Origin of the sequence: Streptomyces sp. NPDC057249, assembly GCF_042669245.1 — a bacterium.
Lineage (GTDB): Bacteria > Actinomycetota > Actinomycetes > Streptomycetales > Streptomycetaceae > Streptomyces.
On the sequence record NZ_JBHUXS010000002.1, the window covers coordinates 632394 to 648957 of the forward strand.

The 16564-nt window shown below is 73.6% G+C and carries 13 protein-coding genes; 3 read left to right on the top strand and 10 right to left on the bottom strand.

The window, feature by feature from the left end; translation table 11 throughout:
* Window positions 1-37 precede the first annotated feature (37 nt).
* On the bottom strand, window positions 38-2593 hold the full coding sequence (locus ACFUJY_RS06365; protein ID WP_383295304.1) for an FtsX-like permease family protein: 2556 nt from the start codon (window positions 2591-2593) through the stop codon (window positions 38-40).
* Entirely contained in the window at window positions 2590-3222 is a 633-nt protein-coding gene (locus ACFUJY_RS06370; protein WP_383295307.1) for an ArsR/SmtB family transcription factor, read from the bottom strand. Before ACFUJY_RS06370 ends, ACFUJY_RS06365 begins: the two co-directional genes overlap by 4 nt.
* Window positions 3223-3634: 412 nt before the next feature.
* On the opposite strand from ACFUJY_RS06370, the gene ACFUJY_RS06375 reads away from it, so the two are divergent.
* Window positions 3635-4276 carry a hypothetical protein gene (locus tag ACFUJY_RS06375; RefSeq protein WP_383295310.1) on the top strand — a complete coding sequence of 214 codons (642 nt, stop codon included), beginning with the start codon at window positions 3635-3637 and terminating at the stop codon, window positions 4274-4276.
* A 10-nt stretch (window positions 4277-4286) separates the two neighbouring features.
* Here the strand turns inward: ACFUJY_RS06375 and recX are convergent, their stop codons facing one another.
* The 5 genes from recX to ACFUJY_RS06400 all read right to left on the bottom strand — a co-directional run bounded on the left by recX (window position 4287) and on the right by ACFUJY_RS06400 (window position 8673).
* Window positions 4287-4928, bottom strand: coding sequence for a recombination regulator RecX (gene recX, locus ACFUJY_RS06380; protein WP_383295313.1), 642 nt, complete (start codon window positions 4926-4928; stop codon window positions 4287-4289).
* 3 nt (window positions 4929-4931) lie between these two features.
* Window positions 4932-6056, bottom strand: coding sequence for a recombinase RecA (recA, locus tag ACFUJY_RS06385; RefSeq protein WP_383295316.1), 1125 nt, complete (start codon window positions 6054-6056; stop codon window positions 4932-4934).
* A 212-nt stretch (window positions 6057-6268) separates the two neighbouring features.
* Window positions 6269-7027 (bottom strand): hypothetical protein, encoded by a 759-nt coding sequence (locus ACFUJY_RS06390; protein ID WP_383295319.1) that lies wholly within the window; start codon window positions 7025-7027, stop codon window positions 6269-6271.
* A 77-nt stretch (window positions 7028-7104) separates the two neighbouring features.
* Window positions 7105-8304, bottom strand: a complete 1200-nt coding sequence (locus ACFUJY_RS06395) for an AI-2E family transporter (protein ID WP_383295429.1) — start codon at window positions 8302-8304, stop codon at window positions 7105-7107.
* 174 nt (window positions 8305-8478) lie between these two features.
* Window positions 8479-8673, bottom strand: a complete 195-nt coding sequence (locus tag ACFUJY_RS06400) for a DUF3046 domain-containing protein (protein WP_383295322.1) — start codon at window positions 8671-8673, stop codon at window positions 8479-8481.
* An 80-nt stretch (window positions 8674-8753) separates the two neighbouring features.
* Between ACFUJY_RS06400 and ACFUJY_RS06405 the strand changes: the two genes are divergently transcribed.
* Window positions 8754-9668, top strand: a complete 915-nt coding sequence (locus tag ACFUJY_RS06405; RefSeq protein ID WP_383295325.1) for a hypothetical protein — start codon at window positions 8754-8756, stop codon at window positions 9666-9668.
* 111 nt (window positions 9669-9779) lie between these two features.
* On the opposite strand, the gene ACFUJY_RS06410 is transcribed toward ACFUJY_RS06405, so the two are convergent.
* From ACFUJY_RS06410 to ACFUJY_RS06420, 3 genes are read right to left on the bottom strand one after another with little or no spacing between them, the layout of a single operon-like run.
* Window positions 9780-10085, bottom strand: coding sequence for an AzlD domain-containing protein (locus ACFUJY_RS06410; RefSeq protein WP_383295328.1), 306 nt, complete (start codon window positions 10083-10085; stop codon window positions 9780-9782).
* Window positions 10082-10879, bottom strand: a complete 798-nt coding sequence (locus ACFUJY_RS06415; RefSeq protein ID WP_383295331.1) for an AzlC family ABC transporter permease — start codon at window positions 10877-10879, stop codon at window positions 10082-10084. Before ACFUJY_RS06415 ends, ACFUJY_RS06410 begins: the two co-directional genes overlap by 4 nt.
* 10 nt (window positions 10880-10889) lie before the next feature.
* Window positions 10890-11753, bottom strand: a complete 864-nt coding sequence (locus ACFUJY_RS06420; protein WP_383295334.1) for an AraC family transcriptional regulator — start codon at window positions 11751-11753, stop codon at window positions 10890-10892.
* Window positions 11754-11854: 101 nt separating this feature from the next.
* Between ACFUJY_RS06420 and ACFUJY_RS06425 the strand changes: the two genes are divergently transcribed.
* Window positions 11855-16531 (top strand): DEAD/DEAH box helicase, encoded by a 4677-nt coding sequence (locus ACFUJY_RS06425; protein ID WP_383295337.1) that lies wholly within the window; start codon window positions 11855-11857, stop codon window positions 16529-16531.
* Window positions 16532-16564 lie beyond the last annotated feature (33 nt).

Sequence of the window (16564 nt, forward strand, 5' to 3'; positions counted from 1 at the left end):
GGCGGCCGGCCCGGACCGCCCCCTCCTGCCGTCCTCGTCACCGGCCCGCGGCCACCTCCACCGGGCGGGCCCGCAGCGCGAACCGGCCGGGCAGTGCCGTCGCGACCAGCGCGAGCAGCGCGGCGACGCCCACCACGGTCCCGTACACCAGGGGCAGCACACCGGGCGCCGCGCTCCCCGTCATGCCGATGCTGAACGCCGTCAGTACGGCGAGCGCGATACCGGTACCGAGGGCCGCGGAGATCACCAGTACCGACAGGGTCTCGGTACGAAGCATCCGCAGCACCTGGCGGCGCGTGGCGCCGGCGAGGCGCAGCAGCGCGAACTCCCTGAAGCGTTCCGACACCGACATGGCCAGCGTGTTGACGACGGCGATGGCGGTGAAGGCGAGAACCAGTCCCATGGCGAGGAGGTTGACCTCGGCGTTCTCCTGGCCTCGGTCGGCCTGGAGCCGGTCGGCGACGGCCGGGGTGGCGACCTCGACACCGGGGAACCTCTCCACGGCGGCCGACAGTTCGGCCCCGGACACGTCCCCGGCCACCAGGACCGTCGCGGCGAGCGGGTTGTCCATGTGCCGTGCGAGCAGGTCGTGCGGCAGGGTGAGGTCCCCGAAGCCGAGGCCCCGGTGGTAGACGGCGGCGACGGTGAGGGTGGCGGGGGTGCCGTCCCCGAGGTGCAGGGCGAGTTCGCTGCCGACGTGCAGCCCGAGCCGGTCGGCGGCGAGCTCACTGATCGCGGCGGCCCGCCCGTTCGCGGCGAACGCGGCGAGGGAACCGCTCGTCACGCCCGGGTCCCAGGTACGGAGGAGACCCGGACCGGTGACGCCCTGTGCGGCGTACTTCTCCAGGCCCACCCGCACGGTGGTGCGTACGACCTCCGTGGCGGCGGTGACACCGGGCGTCGCGCGGACCGCCTTCGCCGCCTCCGACGGAACGCCCGGCCCCTGCGCGCCGAGCACCCAGGTGGCGCGGATGCCCTCCCTGGCCTGGGCGCGCGCGGCGTCGCCGACGGTCGGCTGGAGGAAGAGGACCGTGCAGGTCATGCCGATGAGCAGGGTGAGCGGGGTGACGACGGAGGCCATCCGGGTGGAGTTGCCCCGGACGTTCGCGGTGGCCAGGGTGCTCATCGGACCCGTCCGCCGGAGCACACCCGCCATCAGGAAGGCGGCGACCCGTACCAGGAGGGGCCCCAGCAGCGAGACCGCCGTGGCCAGGACCACCACGGCCAGGAAGGTCACCGGGGTCGAGGCGGCCTCGGTGCGCAGCACGCTCAGGACACCGACCAGCGCACCGCCGCCGGCGAGCAGGAGCAGCCCCGCGAGGGCCCGTCCCCGGGCCGGGCCGCGGCGCTCGACCGCGGACTCGGCCATGGCCTCGGCCGGACGCAGACCGGCGATCCGGCGGCCGGAGATCCGGGCGGCGGCCCAGGCGCCCAGCAGGGTGACGGCGACGGCGGCGCAGGCGGGGAGGGCTCCGGCCGTCCGTTCCAGCGTCGGCGGGATCACGCCCATACCGGTGAACCGGCTGTGCAGCCAGGCGGCCAGCGGCAGTCCGGCGAGCGCGCCCAGGACCCCGGCGAAGGCCCCGACGACCAGGGCCTCCCGGCCGAGCAGCCGGCGGACCTGCCGCGAGGTGGCGGCGATGGTACGGAGCAGGGCCAATTCGCGGTGGCGCTGCTGGATGGAGAGGGCGAACGTCCCGACGACGACGAGCACCGCGACCAGCAGTGAGGTGCCGCCCATGGCTCCGCCCATCGAGACCAGCTTGACGCGGGCCCCCGCCGCGTCGAGGAATTCGACCGGTCCGCGTCCGTCGCCGGTCGCCACCTGGGCGGTGGTGCCCTTGAGGGCCGCGGTGACCCGCTCCTTCAGCGTGCCGGTGTCGGTACCGGGCTCGGGCAGGACGCCGATCGCGCTGACCTGTCCGGCACGGTCCGCCAGCCGCCGGGCCTCGGTGTCGGAGAAGAACAGCGAGCGCTGCTGCCGGAGTGCGCCCCGCCCTCGGGGCGCCGCGATGCCGCTGATCCGGTACGTGCGAGGGGCGCGGGTCGACTGCACGGTGATCCGGTCGCCGGGCGTGAGGCCCGCCCGCACGGCGAGGGTCCGGTCGAGCACCACATCGCCGGAGGACGCCGGGGCCCGGCCGGCGGTCAGCGCGAAGGGGGTGAGCGAGGCGGACGACCAGGCGTGCCCGTGGACGGGGACGTCGTCGGCCGCTGCTCGGGCGGGCGGCCCGAGCGGCTGGGCGAGGAAGGTGAGCTCGGGGACGACCGCGCGGACACCCGGCAGGCGGCGCAGCCGGTCGGCGGTGGCGGCGGGCAGCCAGGCCCGTTCGGCGACGGGCTTCGCCTTGTGTTTGATCTTCGTCTTGCCGTTGCCCTTGTGCTTCACGGTCGTGCGGTGGACGTTCTGGTCGGCCGAGACGATCACCGGGGCGGCCGCGTACCGCTCGGTGGCGATCCGGCCGCGCAGGCCCGTCTCCAGCAGGGTCCCGCAAGCGGTGACGAGTGCGGCGGCACACATGAGGGCGAGGAACGCCCCGAGGAATCCCGCCTTGCGGTGCCGGATCGTCCGCAGGGCGTAGCGCAGCATCATGAGGCGTCCGTCTCTGGTCGGCCGGTGCGGGTGGGCGGGGTCGTGCGGTCCGGACCGGGGTCCGGGAAGGCGAGCAGCCGGGTGTGCACCGTCCTGGCACCCGGTGCGGGGTCGGCTCCGGGGCGCCGGTAGCGGTTCATCAGGGCGATGTACTCCTCGAAGAACGCGCGGAGTTCCGGGAGGGTGAGGCTCAGCGCGCCCCGCGAGTACGCGAAGGCGTCGGCCCACTCGTCCGGCGCCGCGTCGGAGCTCTCGCGTTGGAGCCGTTCGAAGAGGGCGAGGTCGGCGGCGTACGCGTGACGGTTCAGCTCGTCGATGACGAGGCTCAGTTCGGGCGTCCGCCGGGACGGCGGCGGAAAGCGCCGGTCCCCGGGGACGGCCCGCCACCACCTGCCCCGGCGCCCGGCCGGCTCCTTCGGCACGGTGTCCGTCACGAAGCCGTACCGGGCCAGTTCACGCAGGTGGTAGCTGGTCGCCCCGGTGTTCAGCCCCAGCGCGCGGGCGACGATCGCGGAGGTCGCGGGGCCGTGCAGGGTGAGGTGCTGGAGGATCTGCCGGCGTCGCGGCTGGGCGAGCGCTTTGAGGGCGGCCAGCTCCGTGATCTCGGTCCCACCGGGCTTCTCTGGCATGCGTCACACACTGCTCTGTGCACAGATGTCTGTGCACTGGAGCAACCCGGCGTCTCCGTAGGGGGGTTGTCCCCCGGAGGTCGCGAGGCGTACGCGCCCCGGAGGGGGCGGGGGCGTGCTCCGGAGGCGTGGGAGCACGGGGCGGGGGCGCGGCTGCGTGGGGAGGCGGGGGCGCGGTTGCTCAGCTGTGACTTCTCAGTCGTGACTGCTCAACCGGGGCTGCTCAACCATGGCCGCTCAGTCGTGGCTGCCACCGGAATGCCCCGTGACACACCCGTATGGCGTCGCTCGGGTGGAGCGACCCGGACGGCGGGCGGACATTCGCCTCACGGCGGGCGACCGGTCCGTCCCGCCTGCCCGCCGGAACGCCATCAGGGCGCCGGTACGCCGCTACGACGGGGAGCACGCACCGATGCCGACCACCACCGCCGCCGCCCTCACCCCCGACGAACTCGACGCCCAAGCCGCGCGCCTCCATGACACGGACGCCTGGCAGCAGATCGTCACCGGCTGGGGCCGGACCGCCCCGCCGCCCTCCCCGGGTCCCGTGAGCACCGCCCCGCCCGCGCCGGCCCCCGCCGCCGACTGGCGCGCCCTGCTCTCCGTGCCGGTGGACCGGCTGATCGCCGATACCGTCCGGGCGCTGCCCCCCGCCGCGCCGCGCGAACGCCCGCTCCCCGGGCGCATCGGCGCCATCCTGCCCGACCGGCTCCACGCGTGGCGACGCGTCGGACGACCCGATGTACCGCCGTCCGTCCATCTCGCCCATGCGCGGCGCATCCTGACCGAGTGGGGCTGGCAGAACACCCCGTACCGGCTCCGCAACATCCGGGGCGCCCGCTGCGTCTGCGGCGCCATGCTCACCGCGCACCGCCTGGGCTACGGCTCCGCGGAGACGGTCGACCGGGCCGGGGCCTGGCTGATCGCGGAGCTCCGTTCCCAGGGCTGGACCGGGCTGATCGGTCCCTGGAACCGCTTCCCGGGGCGCACCGCCGAGGACGCCCTCGCGCTGGTCGACGCCACCATCAGCCGGGCGGCCCGCGCCGGCCAGTAGCGGCCCCGGCTCAGAAGGGCTCGTCCAGCCCTTCCGTGTCCTCCCCCTCTTCCTCCAGCGCCCGGCGCACCACGCGCAGGGCCATTCCCTCGCCGTACCCCTTGCGGGCGAGCATGCCCGCGAGGCGGCGCAGCCGCTTGTCGCGGTCCAGTCCCCGGGTGGACCGGAGCTTGCGGGCGACGAGCTCCCGCGCGGTCTCCTCCTCCTGTTCGGAGTCGAGCTGCCCGACGGCTTCATCGATCACGGCGGCGTCCACGCCCTTGGTCCGCAGCTCACGGACCAGCGCCCGGCGGGCGAGCCCGCGGCCGTGGTGCCGGGACTCCACCCAGGCGTCGGCGAACGCGGCGTCATCGATCAGCCCAACGTCCTCGAAGCGGGACAGCACCTCTTCGGCCGCCTCGTCCGGGATCTCCCGCTTGCGGAGGGCGTCCGCGAGTTGCTTGCGGGTGCGCGGTGTGCCGGTGAGCAGGCGCAGGCAGATGTTGCGGGCCTCCTCGGCCGGGTCGCGCGGTTCCCCCTTCTCGGCCCTCGACGAGGAGGGGGAACCGCTGTCACTGGACCGGGAGCGGGAACGGCGCCCCGTCCCTTCACCGGATACGGGGGCCGCGCCGGGGTCGGCGGCGCCGGCCGGCCACTCTGTGCGACGCGTCACGGATCAGCTCTTGGCCGCGGCCGCCTTGGCCGGCTTGGTCTTGCCGGCCGCCGCCGTCGCCGGCTTCGCCGCGGCCTCGGCCGGAGCCGCGGCGCCCGCCGGGTCCGTCCCGGCTTCGGCGGCGTCCTCGGGCCGGACCCCGACGCCCAGCTTCACCAGGATCTTCTTCTCGATCTCGTTGGCGAGGTCGGGGTTGTCCTTGAGGAAGTTGCGCGCGTTCTCCTTGCCCTGGCCGAGCTGGTCGCCCTCGTAGGTGTACCAGGCGCCGGCCTTGCGGACGAAGCCGTGCTCCACGCCCATGTCGATCAGACCGCCCTCGCGGCTGATGCCCTGGCCGTAGAGGATGTCGAACTCGGCCTGCTTGAAGGGCGGCGCGACCTTGTTCTTGACGATCTTGACGCGGGTGCGGTTGCCGACCGCGTCGGTGCCGTCCTTGAGCGTCTCGATCCGGCGGATGTCGAGGCGCACCGAGGCGTAGAACTTGAGCGCCCGGCCACCGGTGGTGGTCTCCGGCGAGCCGAACATCACACCGATCTTCTCGCGGAGCTGGTTGATGAAGATCGCGGTGGTCTTGGACTGGTTGAGCGCGCTCGTGATCTTCCGGAGCGCCTGGCTCATCAGGCGGGCCTGGAGACCCACGTGCGAGTCGCCCATCTCGCCCTCGATCTCCGCGCGCGGAACCAGGGCCGCGACGGAGTCGATGACGATGAGGTCGAGGGCGCCCGAGCGGACCAGCATGTCCACGATTTCGAGGGCCTGCTCACCGTTGTCCGGCTGGGACAGGATGAGGCTGTCGATGTCGACGCCGAGCTTCTTCGCGTACTCCGGGTCGAGGGCGTGCTCCGCGTCGATGAAGGCCACCGAGCCACCGAGCTTCTGCGCGTTCGCCACGGCGTGCAGCGTCAGCGTCGTCTTACCGGAGGACTCCGGTCCGTACACCTCCACCACACGGCCGCGCGGCAGACCGCCGACGCCGAGCGCGACGTCGAGCGCGGTGGACCCGGTGGGAATCACCTCGATGGGCTCGTTCGGCCGCTCGCCGAGGCGCATCACCGCGCCCTTGCCGAATTGCCGTTCAATCTGTGCGAGTGCGGCGTCCAGCGCCTTCTCGCGGTCGGTTCCTGCCATGGGTTCCACCCGATTTGCTTGAGTCGATCGCTTCACGTCAAAGACGCTAACCCCTGCCACTGACAATGGGCCTCGACGTCCTCCCGGCCTGTGGAAAACTCCGCGGTCGGGCCCGGGAAAACCCGGCCGGAATCCCATGAGAATGGATGTTCGATTTTAGTGTCAAGCGCACCACGCCGCCCCTCCGCGGCCGTGCCCGGGGGGCGGTCCGGTCAGCTCCGGGAGCGGTCGCGGGGGCTGTAGGCAAGCCTGGACCGGGGGAACCGCTCCCGCCGGGGGTCCAGCAGATCGATCAGCGCGACCAGCTGGACCTGGAGCTCCTTCAGGCGGCCGACGGCCTGGGCCGTGTCTGCGGCGAGCCTGTCCACGTCCGCCAGCGGATCGGAGAACCAGGCGGCGAAGTCCTGGTCGTGTTCCAGCTTCGAGCAGAACTCCGCGTACCCCAGGCAGCGGCGCCGGCCCGGTTCACCGTCGGGATGGACCATCAGTTCGCCGATGGCCCGCTGCTGGGCGCCGAACAGCCGAAGCTCGTTGCTCACCGCGTCGATCCTGGCCAGGCTGCCGCCGATCTGCGAGATCTGCTTCATGACCTGTGCGTTGACGCGGCTCCTGCCCAGGTCGAGGAACTGGATGTCGCGGCGCAGGATCTCCACCCAGCCCAGGTACTCGGCCAGCACGAAGACCGTGCTGCGCCGGACGAAGTCCGCCTCGCGCGGGGTGCCCCGAGTGAGGAAACTCGTCAGGAAACCGTCGCCGCGCGCGGGGTCCCGATCGTTGTCATGGCCATACAGGATGTTGTACAGCCTGCTCTGCAGGTCGAACGCGGCCCAGGCCAGGGAGGCCCCGTACCGCTCCATGTAGTCGCGCTGCTCCCGGGACCTCAGGCGGCGCTGCTGCCAGTAGCTGAAGAGCGCGGCCGCCGCCGCACCGCAGATCGCCACGGCCGCTGATGCCAGGGACAGCCACTCCATGTTCCCCCCAGGGTCGGCACGACATCCCGCGCCTCAGCCTACGGGCCCGCCCAACCCGCTCCGGCGGAACGAGCGCCTCAGGTACCGCTCGGCCCGGAAGGTCCCTCCGGCCCCTCCGGCTCGCCGCCGTCCGGCCGCCCGTCCGTACCCCGGCCGTCCTCGCCCGCGAAAGCGGTACGCATCCGCCTCAGGCGCGTCCACAGGGGCTCGCCCCGCACGCCGGGACGGCTGCCGTGGACACGCGGGTCGTCGGTGACGTCGTAGCGCTTCACGTACGCGCCGAGGAACGCCTGGAGCGTGGCCACCGCCGGGATGGCGATCAGCGCGCCGACGGCGCCCATGAGCGCCGTGCCCGCGATGACCGAGCCGAACGCCACGGCGGGGTGGATGTCCACCGTCTTCGCGGTGAGCTTGGGCTGGAGCATGTAGTTCTCGAACTGCTGGTACACCACGACGAAGCCGAGGACCCACAGCGCGTACCAGGGATCGACGGTGAAGGCGATCAGCATCGGCAGGGCACCCGCGAGATAGGTGCCGATCGTGGGGATGAACTGGGAGACGAGTCCGACCCAGACCGCGAGCGCCGGCGCGTACGGCACGCCGAGGGCGGCCAGCAGGATGTAGTGCGCGACACCGGAGATGAGCGCCATCAGGCCGCGCGAGTAGAGGTAGCCGCCGGTCTTGTCGACGGCGATCTCCCAGGCCCGCAGCACCTCCGTCTGCCGGGCGGGGGGCAGCACGGAGCACAGCCCGCGGCGCAGCCGGGGGCCGTCCGCCGCGAAGTAGAAGGAGAACAGGAAGATCGTCAGCAGGCGGAAGAGACCGCCGAGGACGGTCGCGGAGACGTCGAGCACGCCGGTCGCGCTGTTCTGGACGTACTTCTGCAGCCAGTCGGAGTGCAACAGGCTGTCCTGGACCTCGACGCGGGAGAGCTCCGTGTGGAAGGTCTGGTTGACCCAGTTGATCACCGAGTCGAGGTACTTCGGGAAGTCCTCCACCATGTCGACGATCTGGCCCGCGAGCATCGAGCCGAGCAGCACGACGAAACCGGCCCCGGCGATCAGCACGACGAGGAAGACGAGGAAGGTCGCGAAGCCCCGGCGCATGCCGCGGGCGGACATCCGGCTCACCGCGGGTTCGATGGCGAGCGCCACGAAGAAGGCGATCAGCACATTGATCAGCAGGCCGATGAGCTGGTCGAACGCCCAGCTGCCGAGCCGGAAGCAGGCGTAGAGGGCGAGGGCGAGGACCATGGCACGCGGCAGCCAGGCGGGCATGCGGGCGGGCCCGGCGCCGGACGGCGGAGCCGGTGGCACGGCCGGTGGTACGGGCGGCGTGCGCGGCGGCTGGATCTGAGCGGTCTCGTCTGTGGGTGCCACGGAGCAAGTCTCGCCTATGTGGGTGACGGTGCCTCGCGCACCCCGGAAGGTGGGCTTCCCCTCCCGCCGCCGTCAGCGCCTGTCGGCGGGGATGTCCATGGCGGCGCAGACCCCGCGCCAGACGTCCTTCGCCTCCCAGCCGGCCGCCAGCGCCTCGTGGACCGTACGTCCCCCCAGCTCCGCCATCACATGGTCGCGTGCGAAGGATTCCGCGTAGGCCGCGCCGAAGTGGTCCGCCATCCGTTCCCAGAAAATCGTCAACCGCATGCCTTCAGTATCCCGCTCCTGAGAGTGCAGCCGGGCCGCATCCGCCCTGCTCGGGGACCCCAAGCCCTACGGTCGGGTCCATGGCTGCAACTGGAACAAGTCCCCTCGACCGGGCCGAGCAGTTCATCTGGCTCACGGCCCGTGTCCTCGAACAGCGGCGGTTCGCCCATCAATACCTGGAGGGAGGCGCGGACGCGGTGGAGACGGCCCTCACCGCGTATGCCAATGAGGACGGCGGTTACGGCCACGCGCTCGAACCCGATCTGCGGGGCCCCGTCAGTCAGCCCCTGCACACCGCCCACGCGCTCAGCGTCCTCGACTCCATCGGCCGGTGCGGCGGTCTGCGGGTGGAGCGGATCTGCCGGTATCTGACGGAGGTGTCCACCAAGGAGGGCGCCCTGCCCGCGCTGCTGCCCTCCCAGCGCGACTATCCGGCGGCCCCCTTCATCCCGATCGTGGACGATCCGCCGGCCGAGCTGCTGGCCACCGGCCCCGTCGTCGGGCTGCTGCACCGCAACGCGGTGTGGCACGCCTGGCTCTTCCGCGCGACCGACTTCTGCTGGTCGGCCGTGGACGCCCTGGAGGTGTCGCATCCGTACGAGATCGAGGCGGCGGTCGCCTTTCTCGACGGGGTGCCGGACCGGCCCCGCGCGGAGGCCGCCGCCGAACGGCTGGGGCGGCTGGTACGCGACCAGCGGCTCGCCGTGCTCGATCCGGACCGGCGCGCGGAGTACCCGGTGGCCCCCGGGTACGCACCGGGAGAGCAGCACTTCCCGTACGACTACGCCCGGTCACCCGCGTCGCTCGCCCGGCGGTGGTTCTCCGACACCGAGATGGAGCGCTCGCTCGACCATCTGGCCGCCGCGCAGGAGGCGGACGGCGGCTGGCCGGTCACCTGGCGGCAGTGGGCACCCGGGACGGCGCTGGAGGGACGCCCCCTGGTGACCCTCAGGGCGCTGGAAACGCTGAGGGCGCACGGCCGCGTCCTGGCGTGAGGGGCGGCGGGGCCGTAAGGGGCGAGCCGGTAAGGGACACCCTCTCAGGGGCGTGCCCCTTACACCGGTAAGGGGCACCCTCCGGGAGGCACGCCCCTTACCGGACACCACCTAGCCCAGCGCGCGCACCCCCGCGGTGACGGCCACGGCAACACCCACGACCACCAGGAAGGGGGCGCGCAGGACCAGGGCGAGCGCTGCGGCCGCCAGGCCCGCACTCCGGGCGTCCAGGGCCAGGTGCTGCCCGTCGCCGAAGGTCTGCTGGGCGGTGAGCGCGGCCAGCAGGGCGACCGGCAGCAAGGCGGCCAGGCGTTGGACCAGCGGGCGTTCGAGTGCGCCGGCGGGCACCAGAAGGCCGAGGAGCTTGGCCAGGTAGCAGCCGACGAAGGTCAGCGCGATGGCGATCCAAACGTTCACCGGCCTCCCTCCGCCCGGATCGCGCCGGCGTCCCCGGCCTCGGTCCCGCCCCGGCCGTGGCCCTTGGCCCGCCCCGTGAGGAACAGGACGACGGGCGCGGCCGACGCGGCCAGCAGCACGGGCACCCCGGCCGGCAGCACCGGCAGGAGCCCGAGGGCGAGCAGGACGGCGAGCGCCGCCGTCACGCGTTCCGTCGTGGACTTCAGCATCGGGGCGAGCAGCGCGAGGAAGACCGCGGGGCCGGCCGCGTCGAGCCCCCAGGCGTCGGTGTCGCCGAGCGCCTCGGCGCCCAGCGCACCCGCCAGAGTGGTCAGGTTCCACAGCACGTAGAGGGTGAGCCCGGTGACGGTGAAGCCGATCCGCGCGGCCCGACGGGTGGGCTGGGGCAGCGTCACGGCGGTGGTCTCGTCGATGACCCACTGGGCGGCGAGCGGGCGCAGGGCGCGCGGCAGGGCGAGGAGCTGGGAGAGCCGCAGACCGTAGAAGGCGTTGCGCACGCCGAGGAAGAAGGCTCCGGCAGCCGCGGTGTACGGGTTGCCTCCGGCGGCGAGCGCGCCGACCAGGGCGAACTGGGAGGCGCCGGTGAACACCAGCAGGCTGAGCGCGCACGTCTGGAGGAGGCTCAGGCCGGAGCCCGCCGAGGTGACGCCGAAGGCGAAGCCGGAGAGGCCGACGGCTATGCCGACGCCGAGTGCGTCGCGTACGACGGCCGAGTCCGGCTTGGTCCCGGCGGCACGTGTGCTGCCGTCTGCCGGGTCGGCGGTGGTGCGGAGGGGTGCTGTCTGTTTTGCCACGTTCAGCACGCTACCGGGGCCGTTCCGGGCCGGTCTTGTACGTTCTTGCACGTTCGCGCTGGTAGGCGCCGGGGGTCACTCCCACGATCCGGGTGAAGTGGCGGTTGAGATGCGGCTGGTCGGTGAAGCCGACTTCCGTCGCCGCGGCCGAGGGGGCCGTGCCGGCGTCGAGCATCCGGCGCGCACGCCGCACCCGGGCGTCGGTGAGCCAGGTGTGCGGGGGCATGCCGTACTGCTTCTTGAAGGCGCGCAGCAGTGCGAAGGGGCTCGTGCCCAGTTCGGCGGCCAGTGCCTCCAGGGTCGGCGGGTCGGCCATCCGGGCTTCAAGGAGGGCCCGGGCCCGCGCCGCGTCGCGGGCACCGGCGGCGCGGGGGGCCGAGACGGGGAACGAGGTGCCGTGCCGGGTGAGCAGGCGGGTGACGACGACCCGCAGCACGCTGTCGGCGGCCAGGGCGTTGCCCTCCTCGGCCGCCCGGTGGACCTCGGCTATCAGCCGGGCGGCGTACGGATCGGCCACCCCGGTCTCGGCGAAGCCGACGGTGCCGCGCAGGCGCGTCGTATCGGCGGCGATGTCGTTGATCACCTGCGCGGACGGGTAGAGCGTGTCGTACACCCAGCCTTCGGGGACGCCCGCGCGGGCGGTGTGCGGTACTTCCGGGTTGATCATGACGACGGTCCCGGGGCCCGCGTGCAGGGTCCCGGCGGGCGTACCGATGTCCTCGACACCGTGGTTCACCGTGGCGACGACGTAGCCCTCGTGGCTGTGGCGCGGGAAGGTGTGCCGGATGTAGCGGGCGCGCAGCAGGTCGAGGTCGGGCAGTTCCGCGTAGCTCCAGTGCCGCGCCCACTCCGCCGGTTGCTGTGCTCCTGCCATGGTGTGATTGTCCCAGCTCGCGGGCGGTCCGTCCGTCGGCCCCGCGGCCCGCCCGGCTGTCGTCGGGGCCGTTGTCGGTGGCGGGGTGCACGATGGGGGACATGACCGGCTCCGCACTCGATGCCTTCTCCCCCGCGACCCGCAGCTGGTTCACGGGGGCCTTCAGCGCGCCGACCGCCGCGCAGGAAGGCGCCTGGCGGGCGATCGGCGAGGGGTCGGACGTGCTGGTCGTCGCGCCGACCGGCTCGGGCAAGACGCTGGCGGCCTTCCTCGCCGCCCTGGACCGGCTGGCGGCCGTCCCCCCGCCGGCGGAGGCGAAGAAGCGCTGCCGCGTGCTGTACGTGTCGCCGCTCAAGGCGCTCGCGGTCGACGTGGAGCGCAATCTGCGTTCACCGCTGACCGGCATCCGCCAGGAGTCGGTGCGCCAGGGCCTGCCCGAGCCCGAGGTCAGGGTGGGCATCCGGTCGGGCGACACCCCGGCCGCCGAGCGCCGCTCGATGGCGACCCGTCCGCCGGACATCCTGATCACGACGCCCGAGTCGCTGTTCCTGATGCTGACCTCATCGGCCCGCGAAGCCCTGTCCGGCATCGAGACGGTGATCCTGGACGAGGTGCACGCCGTCGCGGGCACCAAGCGCGGCGCCCATCTCGCCGTATCGCTGGAGCGCCTGGACGAGCTGCTGCCCCGGCCGGCCCGGCGCATCGGTCTGTCGGCCACGGTCCGGCCGGTCGACGAGGTGGCGCGCTTCCTGTCGCCCCGGCGCAAGGTGGAGATCGTCCAGCCACCGTCCAGCAAGCGGTTCGACCTGTCGGTGGTCGTGCCGGTCGAGGATCTGGGGGAGCTGGGCGGCTCCCCCGCCACCGACGACACCTCGGGGCAGGCCGAGAAGCCGTCGATCTGGCCGCATGTGGAGGAGCGGATCGCCGATCTCGTCCAGGCGCACCGCTCCACGATCGTCTTCGCCAACTCCCGCCGCCTCGCGGAGCGCCTGTGCAACCGGCTCAACGAGATCGCGTACGAGAGAGCCACCGGCGAGGCCATGCCCGAGGCCCACTCCCCCGCCGAGATCATGGCGGAGTCCGGCGCGGCCAAGGGCGCTCCCGCCCTGCTCGCCCGGGCGCACCACGGGTCGGTCTCCAAGGAGCAGCGCGCGCAGGTCGAGGAGGACCTGAAGGCGGGAAGGCTGCCCGCGGTGGTCGCCACCTCCAGCCTGGAGCTGGGCATCGACATGGGGGCGGTCGACCTGGTGATCCAGGTCGAGTCCCCGCCCTCGGTCGCCTCCGGCCTCCAGCGGGTCGGCCGGGCCGGCCACCAGGTGGGCGCGGTCTCCACCGGTGTCGTCTTCCCGAAGTACCGCGGCGACCTGGTGCAGGCGGCCGTGGTCACCGAGCGGATGCGGACGGGCTCGATCGAGGCGCTGCGCGTCCCGGCCAATCCGCTGGACGTGCTGGCCCAGCAGCTGGTCGCAATGGTCGCGCTGGACAGCTGGCAGGTGGACGATCTGCTCGCGGTGGTCCGCAGGGCCGCCCCCTTCGCCTCGCTGCCGGAGTCGGCGTTCACGGCCGTCCTCGACATGCTCGCGGGCCGCTATCCGTCGGACGCCTTCGCGGAGCTGCGGCCCCGAGTCGTCTGGGACCGTGTCGCCGGTACGGTCACGGGCCGCCCCGGTGCGCAGCGCCTCGCCGTCACCTCGGGCGGGACCATCCCCGACCGGGGCCTCTTCGGGGTCTTCCTCGCCGGTGCGGACCCCAAGAAGGGCGGCGGCCGGGTCGGTGAGCTGGACGAGGAGATGGTCTACGAGTCCCGGGTCGGCGACGTCTTCACGCTGGGCACGACCTCCTGGCGGATCGAGGACATCACCCGGGACCGGGTCCTCGTCTCCCCCGCGCCCGGTGTGCCGGGGCGGCTGCCGTTCTGGAAGGGCGACCAGCTGGGCCGCCCGCTGGAGCTGGGCCGTGCCCTGGGTGCCTTCCTGCGCGAGCTCGGCGGGCTCTCCCCCGAGGACGCCCGGGACCGCCTGCTCTCCGCCGGCCTGGACACCTGGGCCGTCGACAACGTCCTGGCGTATCTGGACGAGCAGCGCCGCGCCTGCGGTCATGTCCCGGACGACCGGACGATCCTGGTCGAGCGCTTCCGGGACGAGCTGGGCGACTGGCGGGTCGTGGTGCACTCCCCGTTCGGCGCGCAGGTCCACGCCCCGTGGGCGCTGGCGCTGAGCGCCCGCCTCGCCGAGCGGTACGGGATGGACGCGCAGGTGATGCACGCCGACGACGGCATCGTGCTGCGGCTGCCCGACGCCGACATGATGGGCCTCGACCTCCTGGACTTCGACCCGGCGCAAGACCCGGCCCAGGAGCCGGGCCGGGGCGCCCCGGCACCGCTTGCCCCGGCGAACGCCGCCTTCGACAGCGACCAGCCCCCGGTCGGCGCCGCCGACGTGGCCTTCGACAAGGGCGAGATCGAGCAGATCGTCACCGACCAGGTCGGCGGCTCCGCCCTGTTCGCCTCACGGTTCCGCGAGTGCGCCGCCAGGGCGCTGCTGCTTCCCCGCCGCAGCCCCGGCAAACGCACCCCGCTCTGGCAGCAGCGCCAGCGGGCCGCCCAGCTCCTCCAGGTCGCCTCCGAGTTCGGCTCCTTCCCCATCGTTCTCGAAGCGGTCCGCGAGTGCCTTCAGGACGTCTTCGACGTCCCGGGGCTCACCGAGGTGATGGGCGACCTGGAGGCCCGGCGCATCCGCCTGGTCGAGGTCACCACCTCGGAGCCCTCCCCCTTCGCCCGCTCCCTCCTCTTCGGATACGTCGCCCAGTTCCTGTACGAGGGCGACTCGCCGCTCGCCGAACGGCGCGCCGCCGCGCTCTCCCTGGACGCCCGGCTCCTCGCCGAACTGCTGGGCAGGGCGGAGCTGCGCGAACTGCTCGACGCCGACGTGCTGACCGAGCTGGAACGGGAGCTCCAGTGGCTGGCGGACGACCGCCGGGTCAAGGACGCCGAGGGAGTCGCGGACCTGCTGCGGGTCCTCGGCCCGCTCACCGACGAGGAGCTGGCCGAGCGCGGGGCCGGAGCGGCCTGGGCGGAGGAGCTGGAGTCCGCCCGCCGCGCCATCCGCGTCCGCATCGCCGGGGCGCCCCACTGGGCGGCCATCGAGGACGCGGGCCGGCTGCGCGACGCGCTGGGCACGGCGCTCCCGGTAGGCGTCCCCGAAGCGTTCACCGAGCCGGTGAAGGACCCCCTCGGCGACCTCCTCGCCCGGTACGCCCGTACGCACGGCCCGTTCACCTCCACCACGGCGGCGGCCCGGTTCGGCCTCGGCACGGCCGTCACCGACGGGGCGCTGCAACGGCTCGCGGCGTCGGGCCGCATCGTCCAGGGCGAGTTCCACCCCGCCGGCATCGGCCAGGAGTGGTGCGACGCCACGGTGCTGCGGCGGCTGCGACGCCGTTCGCTGGCCGCCCTCCGGCACGAGCTGGAGCCGGTCCCGCCCGCCGCCCTGGCCGGGTTCCTGCCGCAGTGGCAGCATCTCGGCGGCAACAGCCTGCGCGGCATCGACGGGCTGGCCCGCGCCGTCGAGCAGCTTCAGGGGGCGCCCGTCCCCGCCTCCGCGCTGGAACGGCTCGTCCTGCCCGGCCGGGTCACCGGATACACCCCCGCGCTCCTGGACGAGCTGACCACGACCGGCGAAGTCGTCTGGGCCGGTGCGGGCGCCCTCGCCGGCAAGGACGGCTGGATCTCGCTCTACCTCGCCGACAGCGCGCCGTTGCTCCTGCCCCCGCCGCGCCCTCTGGAGCTCACCGCCCTGCACGAGTCCGTGCTGACCGCGCTCGGCGGCGGCTACGGCCTGTTCTTCCGGCAGATCGCCGACCAGGTCCGCGCCACCACCCACCCCGACTGCACCGATACGCAACTGGCGGACGCGGTGTGGGACCTCGCCTGGTCCGGCCGTCTGACCAACGACACGCTCGCGCCGCTGCGCTCACTCCTGGGCTCGGGCCGCACGGCCGGCTCGACCGCGCACCGCGCCCGCCGGAATGTGCCGCGCGGCCGTTACGGCACCCTCACCGCCGCCGCCCGACCGGCCTCACGCACCGGACCCCCCACGGTCTCGGGCCGCTGGTCCCTGCTGCCGGCCATCGAGCCCGAGCCCACGCACCGCGCCCATGCCCTGGCACGCACGCTGCTCGACCGCCACGGGGTGGTGACCCGGGGCGCGGTGCAGGCCGAGGGCGTCGAGGGCGGCTTCTCGGCGGCGTACCGGGTGCTGTCGGCCTTCGAGGACAACGGGCAGGCGCGCCGGGGGTACGTGGTGGAGGGGCTGGGGGCCGCCCAGTTCGCGATGGACGGCGCGGTCGACCGGCTCCGCGCGGTGTCCACGGCCCGGGACCGTACGGAGCCGGGCGCGGACCCCCGTGCCCTCGTCCTCGCGGCGGCCGACCCGGCCAATGCGTACGGCGCCGCCCTTCCGTGGCCGGAGCCGCCGGACGGGGCCGGGCACAAGCCGGGCCGCAAGGCGGGCTCGCTGGTGGTCCTGGTCGACGGTGAGCTGACGCTGTACATGGAGCGCGGCGGCAAGACGCTGCTGGCCTGGCCGACCGATCCGGGCGATCCCGCGCTCCGGGCGGCGGCGGGCGCACTGGCCTCGGCCGCCCGCGCCGGGGCCCTCGGCACCGTGACCGTCGAGCGCACCAACGGCGCCTCCTCCCTGACCTCACCCCTGGGGCGCACGCTGGAGGCGGCCGGCTTCCTCGCCACGCCGAGGGGCCTGCGCCTGCGCGCGACGTAGCCCCGGACCCGGCGGACGGGGACGGGCACCCCG

Coding starts and splice junctions, on each gene's coding strand:
- ACFUJY_RS06365 (WP_383295304.1), bottom strand. CDS start 2,593: ATGATGCTGCGCTACGCCCTGCGGACGATCCGGCACCGCAAGGCGGGA.
- ACFUJY_RS06370 (WP_383295307.1), bottom strand. CDS start 3,222: ATGCCAGAGAAGCCCGGTGGGACCGAGATCACGGAGCTGGCCGCCCTC.
- ACFUJY_RS06375 (WP_383295310.1), top strand. CDS start 3,635: ATGCCGACCACCACCGCCGCCGCCCTCACCCCCGACGAACTCGACGCC.
- recA (WP_383295316.1), bottom strand. CDS start 6,056: ATGGCAGGAACCGACCGCGAGAAGGCGCTGGACGCCGCACTCGCACAG.
- ACFUJY_RS06390 (WP_383295319.1), bottom strand. CDS start 7,027: ATGGAGTGGCTGTCCCTGGCATCAGCGGCCGTGGCGATCTGCGGTGCG.
- ACFUJY_RS06395 (WP_383295429.1), bottom strand. CDS start 8,304: ATGCCCGCCTGGCTGCCGCGTGCCATGGTCCTCGCCCTCGCCCTCTAC.
- ACFUJY_RS06400 (WP_383295322.1), bottom strand. CDS start 8,673: ATGCGGTTGACGATTTTCTGGGAACGGATGGCGGACCACTTCGGCGCG.
- ACFUJY_RS06405 (WP_383295325.1), top strand. CDS start 8,754: ATGGCTGCAACTGGAACAAGTCCCCTCGACCGGGCCGAGCAGTTCATC.
- ACFUJY_RS06420 (WP_383295334.1), bottom strand. CDS start 11,753: ATGGCAGGAGCACAGCAACCGGCGGAGTGGGCGCGGCACTGGAGCTAC.
- ACFUJY_RS06425 (WP_383295337.1), top strand. CDS start 11,855: ATGACCGGCTCCGCACTCGATGCCTTCTCCCCCGCGACCCGCAGCTGG.